The 20,709-nt window shown below is 59.7% G+C and carries 7 protein-coding genes, 2 tRNA genes and 5 rRNA genes (1 of these 14 only partly in view); 1 reads left to right on the top strand and 13 read right to left on the bottom strand.

Annotated features, from left to right (window positions below; translation table 11 throughout):
* Window positions 1–4: 4 nt before the first annotated feature.
* The 4 genes from rfbA to ADJ79_RS07820 all read right to left on the bottom strand — a co-directional run bounded on the left by rfbA (window position 5) and on the right by ADJ79_RS07820 (window position 7,259).
* Window positions 5–904, bottom strand: coding sequence for a glucose-1-phosphate thymidylyltransferase RfbA (gene rfbA / locus ADJ79_RS07835; RefSeq protein WP_050715489.1), 900 nt, complete (start codon window positions 902–904; stop codon window positions 5–7).
* Complete coding sequence (gene rfbD, locus ADJ79_RS07830; protein WP_050715488.1) at window positions 901–1,806, bottom strand: dTDP-4-dehydrorhamnose reductase; 906 nt, start codon at window positions 1,804–1,806, stop codon at window positions 901–903. Before rfbD ends, rfbA begins: the two co-directional genes overlap by 4 nt.
* Window positions 1,803–2,894 (bottom strand): dTDP-glucose 4,6-dehydratase, encoded by a 1,092-nt coding sequence (rfbB, locus tag ADJ79_RS07825; RefSeq protein WP_050715487.1) that lies wholly within the window; start codon window positions 2,892–2,894, stop codon window positions 1,803–1,805. The genes rfbD and rfbB overlap by 4 nt, the downstream gene beginning before the upstream one ends.
* Window positions 2,895–3,086: 192 nt before the next feature.
* Window positions 3,087–7,259: a YhdP family protein gene (locus tag ADJ79_RS07820; RefSeq protein ID WP_050715486.1), complete on the bottom strand. Its 4,173-nt coding sequence runs from the start codon at window positions 7,257–7,259 to the stop codon at window positions 3,087–3,089.
* A gap of 36 nt (window positions 7,260–7,295) precedes the next feature.
* Here ADJ79_RS07820 and glnE point away from each other — a divergent pair, with 36 nt between their 5' ends.
* On the top strand, window positions 7,296–10,217 hold the full coding sequence (glnE, locus tag ADJ79_RS07815) for a bifunctional [glutamate--ammonia ligase]-adenylyl-L-tyrosine phosphorylase/[glutamate--ammonia-ligase] adenylyltransferase (RefSeq protein WP_082203378.1): 2,922 nt from the start codon (window positions 7,296–7,298) through the stop codon (window positions 10,215–10,217).
* 436 nt (window positions 10,218–10,653) lie between these two features.
* Here glnE and ADJ79_RS13195 read toward each other — a convergent pair whose 3' ends face one another.
* From ADJ79_RS13195 to ADJ79_RS07765, 9 genes are all read right to left on the bottom strand, one after another.
* Window positions 10,654–11,655 carry a porin gene (locus ADJ79_RS13195; RefSeq protein WP_082203190.1) on the bottom strand — a complete coding sequence of 334 codons (1,002 nt, stop codon included), beginning with the start codon at window positions 11,653–11,655 and terminating at the stop codon, window positions 10,654–10,656.
* Between the two features lie 230 nt (window positions 11,656–11,885).
* Window positions 11,886–13,346, bottom strand: coding sequence for a metalloprotease TldD (tldD, locus tag ADJ79_RS13190; protein WP_082203189.1), 1,461 nt, complete (start codon window positions 13,344–13,346; stop codon window positions 11,886–11,888).
* A 53-nt stretch (window positions 13,347–13,399) separates the two neighbouring features.
* A 5S ribosomal RNA gene (rrf, locus tag ADJ79_RS07795) occupies window positions 13,400–13,512 on the bottom strand.
* A 144-nt stretch (window positions 13,513–13,656) separates the two neighbouring features.
* A 23S ribosomal RNA gene (locus ADJ79_RS07790) occupies window positions 13,657–16,530 on the bottom strand.
* Between the two features lie 229 nt (window positions 16,531–16,759).
* A tRNA-Ala gene (locus ADJ79_RS07785) sits at window positions 16,760–16,835 on the bottom strand.
* Window positions 16,836–16,849: 14 nt separating this feature from the next.
* Window positions 16,850–16,926 (bottom strand) — tRNA-Ile (locus tag ADJ79_RS07780).
* A 79-nt stretch (window positions 16,927–17,005) separates the two neighbouring features.
* A 16S ribosomal RNA gene (locus ADJ79_RS07775) occupies window positions 17,006–18,534 on the bottom strand.
* A gap of 281 nt (window positions 18,535–18,815) precedes the next feature.
* Window positions 18,816–18,928: ribosomal RNA gene (gene rrf, locus ADJ79_RS07770) — 5S ribosomal RNA — on the bottom strand.
* Between the two features lie 144 nt (window positions 18,929–19,072).
* A 23S ribosomal RNA gene (locus tag ADJ79_RS07765) occupies window positions 19,073–20,709 on the bottom strand (it continues 1,237 nt past the right edge of the window).
* The 16S, 23S and 5S rRNA genes sit together here with 2 tRNA genes alongside, the layout of an rRNA operon.

Raw genomic sequence — 20,709 nt, 5'->3', positions numbered from 1 at the left:
TTGTTCAGGCTTGCTCTGGCGCTCCGCCATCGCGCAGCAGCCCCAGCAGGTAGCGGCCGTAGCCGTTTTTGGCCAGCGGCTGGGCCAGTTTTTCGAGCTGGGCGCTGTCGATGAGGCCTTTGCGCCAGGCGATTTCTTCGGGGCAGGCAATCTTCAGGCCCTGGCGCTGCTCCAGCGTGGCGATGAACTGGCTGGCCTGCATCAGGCTTTCGTGCGTGCCGGTGTCCAGCCAGGCGTAGCCGCGCTGCATGATTTGCACCTTGAGCTGGCGCTTTTGCAGATAGGCGTCATTGACGCTGGTGATTTCCAGCTCGCCGCGCGCGCTGGGCTTGACGGCTTTGGCGATGTCCGTCACTTGCGCGTCATAGAAATACAGGCCGGTGACGGCGTAGTTGCTCTTGGGGCGGGCCGGTTTTTCTTCAATGCTCGTGGCGCGGCCCTGCGCGTCGAAGGCCACGACACCGTAGCGCTCGGGGTCTTGCACGTGGTAGGCAAAGACGGTGGCGCCTTCAGCCCGGGCGCTGGCTTCGGCCAGCAGCGCTTCAAAGTCGTGGCCGTAGAAGATGTTGTCGCCCAGCACCAGGGCGCTGGGCGCGCCGTTCAGAAAGCGCTCGCCAATGATGAACGCCTGCGCCAGTCCGTCGGGGCTGGGCTGCACGGCGTATTGCAGGTTCAAACCCCACTGGCTGCCGTCACCCAGCAGCTGCTGAAAGCGCGGCGTGTCTTGCGGGGTGCTGATGACCAGCATGTCGCGGATGCCCGCCAGCATGAGCGTGGCCAGCGGGTAATAAATCATGGGCTTGTCATACACCGGCAGCAGCTGCTTGCTGATGGCCAGGGTGGCCGGGTGCAGCCGGGTGCCGGAGCCGCCGGCCAGGATGATGCCTTTGCGTGGCTGGGTCATGCGATGCCTTTGCTTTCAAGAATTTCACGCAGCACGCGCGTCACGCCCTGCTGCCAGGGCGGCATTTGCAGGCCGAAGGCCGCTTGCAAGCGCCGCGTGTCCAGCCGCGAGTTGAGCGGGCGGCGGGCGGCGGCGGGGTATTGGCTGGAGGCGATGGGCTGCACGCCGCCGGCAGCGGTTTTGACGCCCTGCGGCCTGGCCTGCCGGGCCAGGGCCAGCACGTATTGCGCGTAGTCAAACCAGCTGGCTTCGCCCGCTGCCGTCAGGTGATACAACCCGGCCTTGGCGGGCTGCTGAAGGGTTTGCGAGATGGCGTGGGCCGTCACGTCGGCGATCAGCTCGGCGCCGGTGGGCGCGCCTTTTTGGTCGTCAATGACGGTCAGGCGCTCGCGCGTAGCGGCCAGCCGCAGCATGGTTTTGATGAAGTTGTCGCCATGCGCGGCATACACCCAGCTGGTGCGGAAGGTGAGATGCGCGCAGCCGCTGGCGGCAATGGCCTGCTCGCCTGCCAGCTTGGTGGCGCCATAAACGTTCAGCGGCCCGGTGGCGTCGCTTTCCTGCCAGGGGGCGCTGCCGCTGCCGTCAAACACGTAATCGGTGCTGTAGTGCACCAGCAGCGCGCCGCTGGCGGCGGCTTCGCGGGCCAGGGCGGCGGGCGCTTCGGTGTTGATGAGGCGGGCCAGCTGCGGCTCGCTTTCGGCCTTGTCCACGGCCGTGTAGGCGGCAGCATTCACGATGACTTGCGGCTTTGCGGCGCGCACGGCAGCGGCCAGCCCTTGCGGGTCTGCCAGATCGCCGCCTGCGTCCTTGCGCTCCAGCGCCACGATTTCGCCCAGCGGGGCCAGGGCGCGCTGCAATTGCCAGCCGACCTGGCCGTTTTTGCCCAGCAGCAGGATTTTCATGAGGCCGCTCCCGTGTGTGCGTCTGCGCCTTCATGGCCGTATTGGGCGGCCACCCATTCGCGGTAGGCGCCGCTTTGCACGCCTTGCACCCATTCGGGGTTGTCCAGATACCAGCGCACGGTTTTGCGGATGCCGCTGTCAAAGGTTTCGGCGGGCCGCCAGCCCAGCTCGCGCTCGATCTTGCGCGCGTCAATGGCATAGCGGCGGTCGTGGCCGGGGCGGTCTTGCACGTGGGTGATTTGCGCGCGGTAGCTGCGGCCATCGGGGCGCGGACGCATTTCGTCGAGCAAATCGCAAATGGTGTGCACGATGGCCAGATTGGTTTTCTCGTTCCAGCCGCCCACGTTGTAGGTTTCGCCCGCGCGGCCCGCCTGCAGCACGCGGCAGATGGCGCTGCAATGGTCTTTCACGTAGAGCCAGTCGCGCACTTGCTGGCCATCGCCATACACGGGCAGCGGCTTGCCCGCCAGGGCGTTGACGATCATCAGCGGAATGAGCTTTTCCGGAAAGTGATACGGCCCGTAGTTGTTGCTGCAATGGGTGGTCAGCACCGGCAGCCCGTAGGTGTGATGCCAGGCGCGCGCCAGGTGGTCGCTGGCGGCCTTGCTGGCGCTGTAGGGGCTGTTGGGTTCGTAGGCGTGCTTTTCGGTGAAGGCGGGCGCATCGGGCGCGAGCGTGCCGTACACCTCGTCGGTGGAAACGTGCAAAAAGCGGAAAGCCGCCTTGTCCGCCTCATCCAGCGCCAGCCAGTAGGTGCGGGCCGCTTCGAGCAGGCCAAAGGTGCCGACGATGTTGGTGGCGATGAAGTCTTGCGCGCCGTGAATGGAGCGGTCCACATGGCTTTCGGCGGCAAAGTGGACGATGGCGCGCGGGCGGCGTTCGGCCAGCAGGCGGGCTACCAGGGCGCTGTCGCCAATGTCGCCCTGCACGAAAACGTGGCGCGCATCGCCTTGCAGGCTGGCCAGATTGGCCAGATTGCCCGCGTAGGTGAGCTTGTCAAGGTTGAGCACAGGCTCGTTGCCGGCGGCCAGCCAGTCGAGCACGAAATTGCTGCCGATGAAACCGGCCCCGCCGGTGACAAGAATCATGGGAAGTCGCTTTCCTGAAACGAAAAGCCCGGCGCCATGCCGGCAGCCGGACGGGCGCGGATTATTTCACGCAGCCTGCGCACGCCAGCCAAGCGTCTTGTTCAGAAAGAGGAGCAAATTTAACGGCCGGAAAACGGCCCCTGCGCAATTTCCACTAGGACCTCATGCTATTGATAAAGGAGCAAAAACAAGCTATCCGCCGGATGTGGCCTGGGGTTCGGCGGGCGTTTCGTCCTTGCGTTCTTCCTTGCGCTCGATCTGCTGCACGACGGGGTCGCTCCAGCTGCCGGTGATGCGGAATTCGCGCATGGCGGCGCGCGAGAGGGGCTTGCGCAAGGCGAGCTGGGCGATGAAGGCGATGGCGCCGGCGGCAGGATTGACGAAGGCGGTGGCCAGGGCGGCGTTGCCGGCGTCGATTTCGGGCATGACCAGGGCGGTGAGGTCTTGCGTTTCGCGGGCGATGTCGGCGCTGCCCTGCATGAGCACGGTGGCGTTGGCGCTGCTGATGCGCAAGTTGGTGGTGCGGGCCACACCGGCGGCCACGCTGACGTCGGCGCTGGCCTGGTCAAAGGCGAAACCGGCGCTGAACAGGTCGCGGAAATCCAGCGTGAGGCGGCGCGGCAGCGCTTGCAGGCTGAGCACGCCCAGCAGCTTGGCCGCGCCGGGGTCGGCTTTGAGAAATTGGCCCTCGCCCATGTCCAGCCGCAGGTGGCCGCCCAGGCTGGGGTAGTGGGGGGCGGCGGGCGAGCCACTCCAGTGCAGCTGGCCGGTGATTTGGCCTTTGCCGCCGCGCAGGGTGTCGGGCATGCCCAGGCGCGCGAGCAGATGGCCTGCGTTGGCCGCCTCGAGCGTGAAGTCCAGCCGGGTGCGGCGCGCACTCCCTTTGGCGGGGGCGGCCCAGGAGCCGTGGGCGCTCAAGATGGCGTCGGGGTTTTGCAGGCGCAAGGTGTTGAGCTGCCACTGGCCTTCGGCGGCGTTTCCGGACGCGTGATGGACGGCGCGGATGTCCAGCTGGCCCAGGTTTTTGCCGTGCAGGCGCATGTCTTGCACACTGATGTCGAGCGCGGGAATGCGCGAGAGGGTTTGGGCGGGCGCTTCGCCGCTGGCGCTTTCTTCGGTTTTTTCGGCTTCTTCGGTTTTTTCGGCGCTGGCCGTGGCCGCTTCTTCTGGCAGCGCTGCATCAGGCTCGGGCCAGTGCAGGCGCTCCAGCCGGGCGCGCAGCAGGCCCGCGTCTTGGCCTTGCGCGGGGCGGTATTCGATTTGGCCTGCCAGTTCGTCGGCATGGACTTTGGCGCTCCAGCGGCTGCCCTGGCGGGCGGCGTCGGCCTGCACGGCGTGCAGGGTGCGGCGGCCGATGAGGAGCTGGCGCGCGTGCAGGTGCGCGCGGTCGGGCATGTAGCTGCTGGAGGCGCTGGAGGCGGGGGCCGCCTGGGCGTCGCCGGCGCCGGGGAAGATGGCGTCCAGCGCGTCTTGCCATTCGGCGGCGGGCAGGGCGTCCAGCGCGGCATGGGCGGTCACGCCGCTGGCGGGCAGGGCGGCGGCGCTGGCGGCATGCACGCTGGTCTCGCCCAATGCCAGTGCGCCGCGCAGCACGCGGCCGCCCTGGCTGGCGCTTTGCTGCTCATATTCGGCGCGAAAGCGTTTGCCCGCACGGATGGTCAGGCGCTGCAAGCCGCCGGGCAGGGCGCGCCGTTCGTAGAGCAGGGGCCAGGCATCGGCGGCGGGCTTGTCCAGCGGGGCGGGCAGCTTGAATGAGAGGCCGCGCAGATCGCTTTTCACCGTCACGTCAGGCTCGCCATCGGCAAAGCCCAGCGCCACTTCATAGCTGGCGCTGCCGCTGGCGCGCGTGGCCAGGCCCGGCACGCCGCTCCAGTTTTTCATCAGGCGCAGGCCCTCGGCGCTGGCGGTGCCGCTGGCGCTGATGCGTACGCTGTGGGCGGGGGGGCCATCGGCTGCGTTGCCTGCTGTTTCACTGGCTGCTTTGCCAGCCGCCACGCTGCCGCCGCTGATGCGCACGGGGCCGCCCAGCGCTTGCGCGTGCGTGTCATGCAGGGCAAAGCCTTGTTCGTTGAAGCTCACGCGCCCTTGCGCCTGGGTCAGCGGCGGCGCGTTGGGGCTGAAGCGGATGGCGTTGCCCGCCAGGGTGGCTTCGCCGCTGGCTTTGGATTTTTCAATGTGCTCGATGGGCAGGTTCAGCGAGAGCGCCAGACGCGCCTTGCCGTCGGCTTCGGCCTCGTCCAGCGCGTGCTGCGTGAAGCCTGCCACGGGCGAAGCGCGCACGATGCCCAGCGCGGCGGCCAGATCGCCCTGGCCCTGGGCCTTGACTTGCACCACGGCGCGGGCCATGTCGTCAATGCGGGCGGCAATCTGGTCAAAGCGCCAGCCGGGGTGGCCTTGCACGTCGGCGCTGGCGTTTTCCACGCGCATGCCGTTGCCTTCAAAAATGAGCTGGCCCGCCAGGTTTTTCAGCGGCGGCCAGGCGGGCTGGCCTTCGGGCTGGAGGCTGCGGGGCACGTAGGCCATGAGCACGTTTTTCACGCGGCCCGCAAAACGGAACTGGCCGTGCTGGCCGGGTTCGTCAAACGGGACATGGCGCAAGTCGCCCTGAATGGCCACGTCCACATCTTGCGCCAGCCCTTCGCGCACGGCGTCGCGCACGTAGTGGCGCGCTTCTGGCGGAATGACCAGCGGCAAGTAGCGGTGTACGCGCGCGCCATTGGCGCGGGCAAAGCGCCCTTTCAAGTCGAGCACGCCGGGAAAGCGCGGCTGACCCGCCGCTTCGTCGCCGGTGTGCCAGCGGACGGCAAAGCGGCCGGTGGCGTCGGCGCTGTCCACGTCAATGCTGTCGGCCTGCACGCTGATGCGGCGGCCTTGCACTTGCCAGTGCGCCTTTGTTTTGAGCTGGCCCAGGGCAATGCGCGGCTCTTCAAACACGCCGGGGAAAGTGAGGCCGCCACGGGCGATGAGCACTTCGGCCGTGCCGCCTTGGGCGCTGGCGTCCACATCCAGCGTGGCGCCGTCCAGCCCCGGCGTGCCGGAAGCGGCATCGGCCCCGATGGACAAGGCGCTGGCGCGGAGCTTGAGGCTCCAGTCGGCAATGGCGGGGGCATCCGCCGTGGCGGCTTCGGCGGGCGGCGGCGCGTTGCGCCAGGCGGCGTTCAGGCTGTCCACCTGGCCCTGGATGGCGCGCGCGCGCAAGTGCTGGTGCGCCGCTTCGCCCAAGGGCAAAGCGGCGGCCAGGCGGGCCAGGGCGGCCAGATCGAGCTTGTCGGCGTGCAGCTGGCCGCCGGTTTTTTCCAGCTTCAGGCTGAAATTGCCGCCGGGCCAGACCGCGCCGCTGGCGTCTTCAAATTGCAGGTTTTCCGTGCGCAGGGAGATGCCGCTGCCGGCCCATTGCCAGTGTGCGCGGCCCGCCAGCGAGCGCAAGGCCAGCGGCGGCAGGCGCGGCGCCAGCACGGCGGAAACGCTGGCCAGCGACACATCCAGCGTGGCCTCGGCCTGCCGCCCTTCGCGCACGCTGGCCCAGGCGCGCAGCGCGCCCCGGCCTTCGCGCAGTTCCACGCCCAGATCGCCCGCATGGGCATAGCGGCGCAGCTGCGCCACGTCCACGCGCGGGAAATCGGCATAGGCCTGCCCGCTCCACTGCCGCCACTGTCCGGCGTGCAAAGACAGCAGCGGCTGGCGGAAATACCCCACCAGCGTGAAGCGCTCGCCCCACTCCTTTTGCGGCGTGGCTTGCAGCTGCATGACGTGACTGCGGCGGCCATTGCGAAACAGCAGGCTCACGTCGGTCAGGGTGACGGGCGGCGCGGCGCGCGTTTCGTCCACCCAGCGCACCTGGCCGCCTTGCAGCAGCAGCTCCGGCTGCGAGAAAAACCAGTCGGCAAGCCGCGTGTCGGCGCTGGCGTCGCCCGAAGCATCCAGCCCGGCCACCAGCAGGCGGCCATCGGCGCGGCGGCGCAGCTGCACCTGGGCGCCGTCTATCACCAGCTGCTCAAAGCCCAGGCGCCAGAGCGAGCGCACGGAAAAGGCGGCCAGCACGCGCGGCACTTTCAGCCCGGCTTCGCCTTCTGCGCCATCCGCGCTGTTTTCGCCATCCGGCGCGTTCGGGTGCACCGTCACGCCGTGCAGGGTGATGACGGGAATCAGCCCGTTGGAAACCGCCTCGATGCGCTCGGCCGTCACCCTTGCCCCCATCGCGCGCGAGGCCAGGCGCTCCAGCCGTGGGCGCAAATCGTCGATACGCGGCACAATGAACCAGTGCAAAAAGCCCCACGCCACCGATGACAGCAGCACCAGCGACACCAGCAGCCACAGCAGCACTTTCAGCAGGCGGGCGGCAAGTCGGAAAAATGAATCAAGCAAAGTGGGGCACCCAGGCTGGCATCGAAGCCAAAAATTATGACTTGCACCCAGACGCCAGCTCCTGATTTGCCAGCCCCTGATTGGCCCGCCCTTGATTTTTCCGAGCATCTGGTCTCTGCCTGCCAAGGCTGCGAGCAGCCGCAAGCCTGCGGCCTGACGCCCCCCGCCTCCCCGCCCCCCGCGCCGCCTGCCGAAGCCGGTTTTTTTGACGGCCTGGCCGCCCACTCGCGCCTGGTGCAGCGCCTGCGCCGTCGCTACGCAGGCGAGCTGCCCCTGCTGGCGCCCGGCGCGCCCGATCGCGCCAGCATGGCCGCCGCCTTTGCCGCACTGCGCGCGCAGGGGCATGACACGGGCGCGGCCTTGCGCATCACGCGCCAATTGGTCGTCGAGCGCCTGGCCGTGCTGGACTGCGAGCAGCAGGCCCCGCTGGAAGTGGTCACGCGCGCCATGACCGAGCTGGCCGAATTCGCGCTGGACGAAGCCTGCCGCCACGCCTTCGCCGCGCTGGACGGGCGCCACGGCGCGCCGCTGAACGGGCGCGGCCAGCGCGTGCCCTTCTGGGTGATTGGCATGGGCAAGCTGGGCGCGCGCGAGCTGAACGTCTCCAGCGACATCGACCTCATCTATCTGCATGAAAGCGACGGCGACACCGCAGGCCGCGCAGACGGGCGCGGCAGCGTCAGCATGCAGGAATACTTCACCCGCGTGGCCCGCCAGATACACGCGCTGGTCGGCGAAGTCACCGAACACGGCTTTGTCTTTCGCATCGACCTGGCCTTGCGCCCCAACGGCAAAAGCGGCCCCGCCGTTTGCGCACTGGACACCCTGGCGCAGTACATGCACGTGCAAGGCCGCGAATGGGAACGGCTGGCCTGGCTCAAAAGCCGCGTGGTTGCGCCGCAAGGCATCACGCCCGAAGCCGCGCGGGCACTGCGCGGCGTGGTGCTGCCCTTTGTCTTTCGCAAATACCTGGACTACAACGTCTTTGAAGCCTTGCGCGCGCTGCATCGCCAAATTCGCGAACAGGCCAGCAAGCGCAGCGCGGGCCGCCCCGGCGGCGCGTGCGACGTGAAACTCTCGCGCGGCGGCATCCGCGAAATCGAATTCATCGTGCAACTGCTGCAAGTGGTGCGCGGCGGCCAGTTTCCCGAACTGCGCACGCGCGCCACCTTGCAAGCCCTGCCGCGCCTGGCGCGCGCCGCGCTCATGCCCGAAGACCGCGCACAGGCGCTGGCCGCCGCCTACACCTTTTTGCGCCGCGTGGAACACCGCATCCAGTATCTGGACGACCAGCAAACCCACCTGCTGCCCACGGCCGATGCCGACCTCGACTGGCTGGCGCGCAGCATGGGTTACGCGCAAACCGGCGCGCTGCTGGACGACTTGCAGGCACACCGCGAAGTCGTCGCGCACGAATTCGACAGCCTGCTCGGCGGCAGCCAGGCGCACCGCCCATGCGACAAATGCCGCGCCGCCCAGCCTGAACAAACCGCAGCGCCCCATGCCGCGCGCCCTGACGCCAGCCGCAACGCCCCCCAGCTGGAAACCGCGCCGCCCGGCCTTCAGGAGCTGCTCCAGCACCTTCCCCCCGCCGCGCAGCAGCGCCTGCAAGCTTGGGCCACCCACCCGCGCGTGCAGGCCCTGCGCGAACAAGCGCACGCCCGCCTCATGCACCTGCTGCGCCGCAGCGCCGCCTGGCTGGCCGAAGGCCGCATCAGCGAAGAAGCCGTGCTGCGCATGGCCGACTGGCTGGAGCCGCTCTTGCGCCGCGAAAGCTACCTGGCCCTGCTCATGGAGCGCCCCGCCGTGCACGAACGCCTGCTGCGCGTGCTGGGCGCCGCCCGCTGGCCCGCCCGCTACGTGCGCCAGCACCCCGGCGTCATCGACGAACTCGCCAGCCCCGGCCTCATGCAGCAGCGCTTTGACGCCGCCGCCTTCGAGCAAACCCTGCACGAGCGCCTGGCCGCCCTGGCCAGCACCGGCGAAGACGACGAAGAAACCCTGCTTGACCTGCTGCGCCGCGCCCACCACGCCGAAGTCTTCCGCACCCTCGCGCGCGATGTGGAAGGCGCGCTCACCGTCGAACAAGTCGCCGACGACCTCTCCGCCCTGGCCGACGCCACCTTGCGCGTGGCCATCCAGTGGTGCTGGGCGCGCTACCGCAAACGCCATCGCAGTCAGCCCGCGCTGGGCGTCATCGGCTACGGCAAGCTCGGCGGCAAAGAACTGGGCTACGGCAGCGACCTGGACCTTGTCTTCGTCTTTGATGACGACGACCCCGCTGCCCCCGACATCTACTCAGGCTTTGCCCGCAAGCTCATCACCTGGTTCACCACCCGCACCGGCGAAGGCGACCTCTTTGAAATCGACACCGCCCTGCGTCCCAACGGCAACAGCGGCCTGCTCGTCACCAGCTTCGCCGCCTACGCCAGCTACCAGCAGCAACGCGGCAGCAACACCGCCTGGACCTGGGAACACCAGGCCATGACCCGCGCCCGCTACGTCTGCGGCCTGCCCCAGCTCGCCCCGCGCTTTGACGCCGTGCGCCACGCCGTCATCACCGCCGAACGCAACCGGCCCGCCCTGCGCGACGAAATCGCCGCCATGCGCCACAAAATGCGCGCCGCCCACGCCACGCCGCCCGGCGTGTTCGACATCAAACAAAGCGCCGGCGGCATGATCGACGCCGAATTCAGCGTGCAATACCTCGTGCTCGCCCACGCCCGCCAGCACCCGCAGCTCGAACCCAACCTCGGCAACATCGCCCTGCTGCAACGCGCCGAAGCCGCCGCCTTGCTGCCCGCCGGCGCAGGCCAGGCCGCCGCCAACGCCTACCGCGCCTTGCGCCACGCCCAGCACATCGCCCGCCTCAACGAAGCCGGCAACCGTTTCAACGAACCCGCCTTCGCCAGCGAACGCGCCGCCATCCAGGCCGTATGGCAGCACCTTTTCGGCTGAGCGCAAAGCCGCGCCCTCGTTCCCTCCCTCAGTTATGAACAGACAAACTCTGGGATGACTCTGGCCCTATCAAGCCTTTCAGCAGTTCATGTAAGCGAGCGGGCAACAGCACGTCACTGCCATTCATTGATTATCAGTCGCTGAGCCTCAATATCAATCAGCAAGACTTCACTTCAGAGTTGTGGCAGCCCTGTCCTTGTATTAAGCACAAAACTATATAACCAATCGAATTCCTAGCAAACGCCTGGCACTCCCTGCGAATCCAGATATTAATTACTTCAGCCGAATAAGACATCAGATTATCTTCACAACCAGAATTAACCTGTGCACCAACTCAGTGCAATCCGGAGGCCACCGCGAAATACCAATCAGAAAAGAAAAAGCCGCCCAAAGGCGGCTTTTTCAAAGCTGACACAGCTTCAAGCTGTCTTCATCATCAGAAGTTGTGGCGCAGACCGACACCGTAGTTATTGGTGCTATCGAGGCGCAGGTAGTCTGCATACAGGAATGTGCGCTTGGACAGAGCGTACTTAGCTTCGACTACAGCGTTGGTGTATTTCTTGTACTTCACAGTGGAGTCATAAGCGTTTTGATGCTTTGTATCGCGTGCAACATCAAGGGCCACGCTCACATTGTCAAACTTGACCAAGCCGCCAATCGTAAACCCGCTGCGACGATTCACGCCAAGCACGTTTCCTGCATCATCCGCGACCTCATGATTGCGAGCGTCGTTATAACTTGCCGCCAGAGTAAACATGCCAAAATCATATTTGGCCCCTAACGCGTAATTAGCCTTTTCCTTGCTAACTTTATTATATGAGAAACCAACACCCAGCGGTCCATTGGCATAAATCAGGTTGGCATCAATCTTATGATTTTTACCATTGAGGTGGTAATCGCCCTTCGTAACAAAACCAATCTCACCGCTAAAGCCCCCAAAAACTGGTGTCTTGTAGCTAAATTGGCTATTATTGCGCGCAGAACTACGACCAACAAAGCCATATGTATTACCGACCACAGAATAACCAGGAGCTCCAAGCAGCTCCCACACCTCCATACCATTATAGCTGGGCGTAAACGCACGTCCCATCTTAAATTGACCGAAGCCTCCTTCTACCCACACATTAGCTTGGCGCCCATAACCACTAATAGCGGCACCATTTTCTGCATTAATAGATTGCTCATAATTAAAACCAACCTTAAGGCCTCCGCCCAGATCCTCTACACCGCGAAAGCCAATCCGACTTGCACCATTGTTTACAATGGCATTGCCATGCATTTGAGTTTTAACATTCGGACGCTTTACGCCCAATGTTGCGGGGTTGTAATCAACGCGACCAACACCAAGATCAACAACGCCATACAGCGTCACAGAAGATTGGGCCATAACGGCACCGGAAGCGGCCAGCACAGCCAACGCAATCAGGGATTTTTTCATTGCAAATTCTCCAAGGTTAAACACATAAGGCGCAGGCCAAGCGAAGCACTAGCATCCGCGTTGATTTGGCCCCAGCCAACCCCCCGCACGGGAAGCCATATGTATTGGGCCAGACTCTCGTGAAAACTGCAAAGCAAATGATGCGTTCCACCTCCCGCCTGTTGCAATCTGACGACAGCGAAAGCGATTTTCGCCTTCGTCATCTGCCAAAAAACAACAATCACACAACCTCAAGCGGTACCGCCCACTGTCATTTGCTCAATGCGCAACGTGGGCTGGCCCACGCCCACAGGTACGCTTTGTCCTTGTTTGCCGCAAGTGCCAACACCCGCATCCAAGCGCATATCATTTCCTATCATGGAAATCCTCTGAAGCACTTGCGGCCCATTGCCAATCAGCGTTGCCCCTTTGACGGGGTAACGAATTTTTCCGTTTTCTACCCAGAAAGCTTCGCTGGTTGAAAAAACGAAATTTCCGCTCGTCACATCCACTTGTCCTCCAGCAAAGTTCACGGCGTACAAGCCCTTTTTAATACTGGAAATCACCTCTTCCGGTGCGCAATCGCCATTTGCCATATAAGTGTTGGTCATTCTCGGCATAGGCAGGTGGGCATAGCCCTGCCTTCGGCCATTACCCGTCAAAGCTTGCTTCATGAGACGCGCATTCTGGGCGTCTTGCATGTACCCTTTTAGAACGCCATTTTCGATGAGCAGAGTGGCTTGCGTTGGATTGCCTTCGTCATCTACATTCAGGCTACCGCGCCGCCCTGATATAGTGCCATCATCCCAAACAGTCACGCCTCGGGCCGCAACTCTTTCGCCAATCCGGCCCGCGAAGACACTGGCCCCTTTGCGATTGAAGTCCCCTTCCAATCCATGTCCCACTGCTTCATGCAACAAAATTCCAGGCCAGCCAGGCCCCAACACCACGGTCATTTCACCAGCAGGAGCAGATCTAGCTTCCAGATTTGTCAGGGCTGCTCGAGTAGCTCGAGCCACATAGGTGTCAAGCTGATCTTCTGAAAAATATTCCAATCCGCTTCTGGCACCGCCACCCGCCGACCCCACTTCGCGTCGACCGTTTTGCTCCGCGATGACCGTCAAGGAACAATGAACCAATGGCCTGACATCAGCAACTACGGCTCCATCCAATCGCGCAATGAGCACAATCTCCCACTCAGAGGACAGGCTAGCCATTACCTGCACGATACGCGGATCCACCGCTCTCGCCTTCCTGTCTACTTGTTCCAGCAAGGCAGCCTTCTGAAGACTGTTAAGGGAAAGCAGGGGATTGGCTTCGCCATACAAACGGCCTTTTTGCGTACATCCCGCCTTGATACCAATTGACTTTGAAGGAGTCTGAGCTGTGCGCGCCATTATCCGCACAGTTTTAGCCGCATTCATCACAGCAAGCTTGGACAGGCTATCAGAATATGCAAAAGCAGTTTTCTCACCAGATACTGCCCGCACGCCCACTCCTTGACTGATACTAAATCCCCCCGTCTTGATGCTCCCCTCGTCAAACCCCCAGTTCTCAGCGCACGAATATTGGAGAAAAATATCCGCATCATCAACGCATCGAGATCCAATTAAATTCAAGGCATCTTTGAGGCTTTGCCATGTCAAGTCATCTTGAGCCAACAAATAGCGCTCCGCCAAATCAAGAGAAGATTCACCATGAACAAGTCTCACTTCCTAATCCCCAAATAAAAAAAGCACCCATTCGGGTGCTTTTCAATCAATGAGCCTGACGATGTCCTACTTTCGCACGGGAGTCCGCACTATCATCGGCGCTAAGGTGTTTCACTGTCCTGTTCGGGATGGGAAGGAGTGGATCCGCCTTGCTATGGTCATCAAGCTTTAACTTTTTGCAATAAAGAACGCTCAGAATGTTCGCATGATTCAAGCGCACTCATTGTCAACCCATAGAATTCTATCAGCATTCAATCATGACTGCACGCATCCGGCTCTTTCTTGATGTTTCATTGAGCATCAAAGTTATAGGGTCAAGCCTCACGAGCAATTAGTACTGGTTAGCTTAATGCATTGCTGCACTTCCACACCCAGCCTATCAACGTCCTGGTCTTGAACGACTCTTCAGGGGGATCAATCCCCGGCAGATCTCATCTTGAAACGAGTTTCCCGCTTAGATGCTTTCAGCGGTTATCTCTTCCGCACATAGCTACCCTGCAATGCCACTGGCGTGACAACAGGTACACCAGAGGTGCGTCCACTCCGGTCCTCTCGTACTAGGAGCAGGCTTTCTCAAATCTGCAACGCCCACGGAAGATAGGGACCAAACTGTCTCACGACGTTTTAAACCCAGCTCACGTACCTCTTTAAATGGCGAACAGCCATACCCTTGGGACCGACTACAGCCCCAGGATGAGATGAGCCGACATCGAGGTGCCAAACACCGCCGTCGATATGAACTCTTGGGCGGTATCAGCCTGTTATCCCCAGAGTACCTTTTATCCGTTGAGCGATGGCCCTTCCATACAGAACCACCGGATCACTATGTCCTGCTTTCGCACCTGCTCGACTTGTCAGTCTCGCAGTTAAGCACGCTTGCGCCATTGCACTATCGTCACGATGTCCGACCGTAACTAGCGTACCTTCGAACTCCTCCGTTACGCTTTGGGAGGAGACCGCCCCAGTCAAACTGCCTACCATGCACTGTTCCCCGTCCTGATTCAAGGACGCAGGTTAGAACCTCAAACACACCAGGGTGGTATTTCAACAGCGGCTCCGTAGCAACTGGCGTCACCACTTCAAAGCCTCCCACCTATCCTACACAGATCTGTTCAAAGTCCAATACAAAGCTACAGTAAAGGTTCATGGGGTCTTTCCGTCTATCCGCGGGGAGATTGCATCATCACAAACATTTCAACTTCGCTGAGTCTCAGGAGGAGACAGTGTGGCCATCGTTACGCCATTCGTGCAGGTCGGAACTTACCCGACAAGGAATTTCGCTACCTTAGGACCGTTATAGTTACGGCCGCCGTTTACTGGGACTTCGATCAAGAGCTTGCACCCCATCACTTAATCTTCCAGCACCGGGCAGGCGTCACACCCTATACGTCCACTTTCGTGTTTGCAGAGTGCTGTGTTTTTAATAAACAGTCGCAGCCACCTATTTTTTGCAACCCATTCATGCTCAGATGTTCTCATCACACTACTAGGGCACACCTTCTCCCGAAGTTACGGTGTCAATTTGCCGAGTTCCTTCTCCTGAGTTCTCTCAAGCGCCTTAGAATACTCATCTCGCGCACCAGTGTCGGTTTGCGGTACGGTCGTGTGCAGCTGAAGCTTAGTGGCTTTTCCTGGAACCTCGTTCAGTTGCTTCGCAAGCAAGCTTGCTCGATCGATGGCCTGGGCACATATGCACCGGATTTGCCTGATGCACACCTACTTCCACCTAAACCGGGATATCCAAAACCCGGACAACCTATTAAGATCCGTCCCCACATCGCACTGCACATCGGTACAGGAATATTAACCTGTTTCCCATCAGCTACGCATCTCTGCCTTACCTTAGGGGCCGACTTACTCTACGCCGATGAACGTTGCATAGAAAACCTTGCGCTTACGGCGAGCGGGCTTTTCACCCGCTTTAACGCTACTCATGTCAGCATTCGCACTTCTGATATCTCCAGCAGCCTTCTCAGACTGCCTTCACAGACTTACAGAACGCTCTCCTACCACACACATTGCTGTGCATCCGCAGCTTCGGTAACTGGCTTGAGCCCCGTTACATCTTCCGCGCAAGACGACTCGATCAGTGAGCTATTACGCTTTCTTTAAATGGTGGCTGCTTCTAAGCCAACATCCTGACTGTTTTAGCCTTCTCACTTCGTTTCCCACTTAGCCAATTTTAGGGACCTTAGCTGGCGGTCTGGGTTGTTTCCCTCTCGTGTCCGGACGTTAGCACCCGGTGCACTGTCTCCCACGCTCTGCTCTTTGGTATTCGGAGTTTGCCTTGGTTTGGTAAGTCGCCATGACCCCCTAGCCAAAACAGTGCTCTACCCCCAAAGGCAATACGTGAGGCACTACCTAAATAGTTTTCGGAGAGAACCAGCTATTTCCAGGTTTGTTTAGCCTTTCACCCCTATCCACAACTCATCCGCTGGTTTTGCAACACCAGTCGGTTCGGACCTCCAGTACCTGTTACGGCACCTTCATCCTGGTCATGGATAGATCACCTGGTTTCGGGTCTACACCCAGCGACTCAAACGCCCTATTCGGACTCGATTTCTCTGCGGCTCCCCTACTCGGTTAACCTCGCCACTGAATGTAAGTCGCTGACCCATTATACAAAAGGTACGCCGTCACCCAAAAGGGCTCCGACTTTTTGTAAGCATGCGGTTTCAGAATCTATTTCACTCCCCTCCCGGGGTTCTTTTCGCCTTTCCCTCACGGTACTTGTTCACTATCGGTCGATGATGAGTATTTAGCCTTGGAGGATGGTCCCCCCATATTCAGACAGGATTACACGTGTCCCGCCCTACTTGTTACCAGTCTAGTACCACACATTCGCTTTCGCATACAGGGCTATCACCTGCTATGGCCGAGTTTTCCACCTCGTTTTGCTAACGATTGCGCTATCACTGGAAGGCTGATCCAATTTCGCTCGCCACTACTTTCGGAATCTCGGTTGATGTCTTTTCCTCAAGCTACTTAGATGTTTCAGTTCGCTTGGTTCGCCTTTGCTTTCTATGTATTCAAAAGCAAATACCCTGTTCGGGTGGGTTTCCCCATTCGGAAATCTCCGGATCAAAGTTCATTTGCCAACTCACCGGAGCTTATCGCAGGCTATCACGTCCTTCTTCGCCTATCATCGCCAAGGCATCCACCACATGCTCTTATTCACTTGACCCTATAACTTTGACGTCAATCAAAGCTCATCAAGCTTTATCAGACATTCGTCTGACACATTCTTCGCCAAACCCAATCTCAATTGGGCGCGATGCAATCAGATGATTGCCGACGCTCTCGCATCGACAATGCTGATTCGACTCTATGAATTGTTAAAGAACAGCCTTGGCTTTAAAAGCCAATTCCAAAACAATCTCAGTAACTGTTTTGGAATAAGCTCCTATAGATTTTGGTGGAGGATGACGGGATCGAACCGACGACCCCCTGCTTGCAAAGCAGGTGCTCTCCCAGCTGAGCTAATCCCCCTTCTATCAGGATTGTGGTGGGTCTGGTTGGCCTCGAACCAACGACCCCCGCCTTATCAAGACGGTGCTCTAACCAACTGAGCTACAGACCCGAACTTCATATCGGCCGCCGGCAATTGCCATCCAACAACCGATAAGCGTGGACATTTGCGCAAAGTGCATTCATTCCAGAAAGGAGGTGATCCAGCCGCACCTTCCGATACGGCTACCTTGTTACGACTTCACCCCAGTCACGAACCCCGCCGTGGTAAGCGCCCTCCTTGCGGTTAGGCTACCCACTTCTGGCGAGACCCGCTCCCATGGTGTGACGGGCGGTGTGTACAAGACCCGGGAACGTATTCACCGCGACATGCTGATCCGCGATTACTAGCGATTCCGACTTCACGCAGTCGAGTTGCAGACTGCGATCCGGACTACGACTGGCTTTGTGGGATTAGCTCCCCCTTGCGGGTTGGCAACCCTCTGTACCAGCCATTGTATGACGTGTGTAGCCCCACCTATAAGGGCCATGAGGACTTGACGTCATCCCCACCTTCCTCCGGCTTGTCACCGGCAGTCCCATTAGAGTGCCCTTGCGTAGCAACTAATGGTAAGGGTTGCGCTCGTTGCGGGACTTAACCCAACATCTCACGACACGAGCTGACGACAGCCATGCAGCACCTGTGTTACGGCTCCCTTTCGGGCACCAAGCCATCTCTGGCAAGTTCCGTACATGTCAAAGGTGGGTAAGGTTTTTCGCGTTGCATCGAATTAAACCACATCATCCACCGCTTGTGCGGGTCCCCGTCAATTCCTTTGAGTTTCAACCTTGCGGCCGTACTCCCCAGGCGGTCAACTTCACGCGTTAGCTTCGTTACTGAAAAAATGAATTCCCAACAACCAGTTGACATCGTTTAGGGCGTGGACTACCAGGGTATCTAATCCTGTTTGCTCCCCACGCTTTCGTGCATGAGCGTCAGTGCAGGCCCAGGAGACTGCCTTCGCCATCGGTGTTCCTCCGCATATCTACGCATTTCACTGCTACACGCGGAATTCCATCTCCCTCTGCCGCACTCCAGTTCCGCAGTCACCAATGCAGTTCCCAGGTTGAGCCCGGGGATTTCACATCGGTCTTACGAAACCGCCTGCGCACGCTTTACGCCCAGTAATTCCGATTAACGCTTGCACCCTACGTATTACCGCGGCTGCTGGCACGTAGTTAGCCGGTGCTTATTCTTACAGTACCGTCATGAGACCCAGATATTAGCCAGGCCTTTTTCGTTCTGTACAAAAGCAGTTTACAACCCGAGGGCCTTCATCCTGCACGCGGAATGGCTGGATCAGGCTTGCGCCCATTGTCCAAAATTCCCCACTGCTGCCTCCCGTAGGAGTCTGGGCCGTGTCTCAGTCCCAGTGTGGCTGATCATCCTCTCAGACCAGCTACAGATCGCAGGCTTGGTAAGCCTTTACCTCACCAACTACCTAATCTGCCATCGGCCGCTCCAAACGCGCAAGGCCCGAAGGTCCCCTGCTTTCATCCTCAGATCTCATGCGGTATTAATCCGGCTTTCGCCGGGCTATCCCCCACGTCTGGGCACGTTCCGATGTATTACTCACCCGTTCGCCGCTCGCCGCCAGGTTGCCCCGCGCTGCCGCTCGACTTGCATGTGTAAAGCATTCCGCCAGCGTTCAATCTGAGCCAGGATCAAACTCTACAGTTCGATCTTGAAATTTATACTCTCTCGAGTTGACTCAATTAACGGAAATAAAAGTGTTCTTCACTTCTGTCTCATGAGCATTTGAGGCGCCATCAAGACGCCCGGTTACCAGAACCGTTGCACTCCGCAATCCAAATGCCCACGCTTATCGGCTGCTTCTTTTTAAAGACCATCAAATCCCGGTTTAGCTCAGTCTCCTCAACCGGATTCGCTGCGATCAGCGAAGCTGCTAAGTATAGCACAAGTTTAAAAAAGCACCCATTCGGGTGCTTTTCAATCAATGAGCCTGACGATGTCCTACTTTCGCACGGGAGTCCGCACTATCATCGGCGCTAAGGTGTTTCACTGTCCTGTTCGGGATGGGAAGGAGTGGATCCGCCTTGCTATGGTCATCAAGCTTTAACTTTTTGCAATAAAGAACGCTCAGAATGTTCGCATGATTCAAGCGCACTCATTGTCAACCCATAGAATTCTATCAGCATTCAATCATGACTGCACGCATCCGGCTCTTTCTTGATGTTTCATTGAGCATCAAAGTTATAGGGTCAAGCCTCACGAGCAATTAGTACTGGTTAGCTTAATGCATTGCTGCACTTCCACACCCAGCCTATCAACGTCCTGGTCTTGAACGACTCTTCAGGGGGATCAATCCCCGGCAGATCTCATCTTGAAACGAGTTTCCCGCTTAGATGCTTTCAGCGGTTATCTCTTCCGCACATAGCTACCCTGCAATGCCACTGGCGTGACAACAGGTACACCAGAGGTGCGTCCACTCCGGTCCTCTCGTACTAGGAGCAGGCTTTCTCAAATCTGCAACGCCCACGGAAGATAGGGACCAAACTGTCTCACGACGTTTTAAACCCAGCTCACGTACCTCTTTAAATGGCGAACAGCCATACCCTTGGGACCGACTACAGCCCCAGGATGAGATGAGCCGACATCGAGGTGCCAAACACCGCCGTCGATATGAACTCTTGGGCGGTATCAGCCTGTTATCCCCAGAGTACCTTTTATCCGTTGAGCGATGGCCCTTCCATACAGAACCACCGGATCACTATGTCCTGCTTTCGCACCTGCTCGACTTGTCAGTCTCGCAGTTAAGCACGCTTGCGCCATTGCACTATCGTCACGATGTCCGACCGTAACTAGCGTACCTTCGAACTCCTCCGTTACGCTTTGGGAGGAGACCGCCCCAGTCAAACTGCCTACCATGCACTGTTCCCCGTCCTGATTCAAGGACGCAGGTTAGAACCTCAAACACACCAGGGTGGTATTTCAACAGCGGCTCCGTAGCAACTGGCGTCACCACTTCAAAGCCTCCCACCTATCCTACACAGATCTGTTCAAAGTCCAATACAAAGCTACAGTAAAGGTTCATGGGGTCTTTCCGTCTATCCGCGGGGAGATTGCATCATCACAAACATTTCAACTTCGCTGAGTCTCAGGAGGAGACAGTGTGGCCATCGTTACGCCATTCGTGCAGGTCGGAACTTACCCGACAAGGAATTTCGCTACCTTAGGACCGTTATAGTTACGGCCGCCGTTTACTGGGACTTCGATCAAGAGCTTGCACCCCATCACTTAATCTTCCAGCACCGGGCAGGCGTCACACCCTATACGTCCACTTTCGTGTTTGCAGAGTGCTGTGTTTTTAATAAACAGTCGCAGCCACCTATTTTTTGCAACCCATTCATGCTCAGATGTTCTCATCACACTACTAGGGCACACCTTCTCCCGAAGTTACGGTGTCAATTTGCCGAGTTCCTTCTCCTGAGTTCTCTCAAGCGCCTTAGAATACTCATCTCGCGCACCAGTGTCGGTTTGCGGTACGGTCGTGTGCAGCTGAAGCTTAGTGGCTTTTCCTGGAACCTCGTTCAGTTGCTTCGCAAGCAAGCTTGCTCGATCGATGGCCTGGGCACATATGCACCGGATTTGCCTGATGCACACCTACTTCCACCTAAACCGGGATATCCAAAACCCGGACAACCTATTAAGATCCGTCCCCACATCGCACTGCACATCGGTACAGGAATATTAACCTGTTTCCCATCAGCTACGCATCTCTGCCTTACCTTAGGGGCCGACTTACTCTACGCCGATGAACGTTGCATAGAAAACCTTGCGCTTACGGCGAGCGGGCTTTTCACCCGCTTTAACGCTACTCATGTCAGCATTCGC

This window comes from Ottowia sp. oral taxon 894 (assembly GCF_001262075.1).
In the GTDB taxonomy this organism is placed as follows: domain Bacteria; phylum Pseudomonadota; class Gammaproteobacteria; order Burkholderiales; family Burkholderiaceae_C; genus Ottowia; species Ottowia massiliensis.
This window is presented reverse-complemented; position numbering and strand designations above follow the sequence as displayed.

What these genes read in the sequence shown, in the direction of transcription:
- rfbA (WP_050715489.1), bottom strand. Translation starts at nt 904, where the DNA reads ATGACCCAGCCACGCAAAGGCATCATCCTGGCCGGCGGCTCCGGCACC.
- rfbD (WP_050715488.1), bottom strand. Translation starts at nt 1,806, where the DNA reads ATGAAAATCCTGCTGCTGGGCAAAAACGGCCAGGTCGGCTGGCAATTG.
- rfbB (WP_050715487.1), bottom strand. Translation starts at nt 2,894, where the DNA reads ATGATTCTTGTCACCGGCGGGGCCGGTTTCATCGGCAGCAATTTCGTG.
- glnE (WP_082203378.1), top strand. Translation starts at nt 7,296, where the DNA reads ATGACTTGCACCCAGACGCCAGCTCCTGATTTGCCAGCCCCTGATTGG.
- ADJ79_RS13195 (WP_082203190.1), bottom strand. Translation starts at nt 11,655, where the DNA reads ATGAAAAAATCCCTGATTGCGTTGGCTGTGCTGGCCGCTTCCGGTGCC.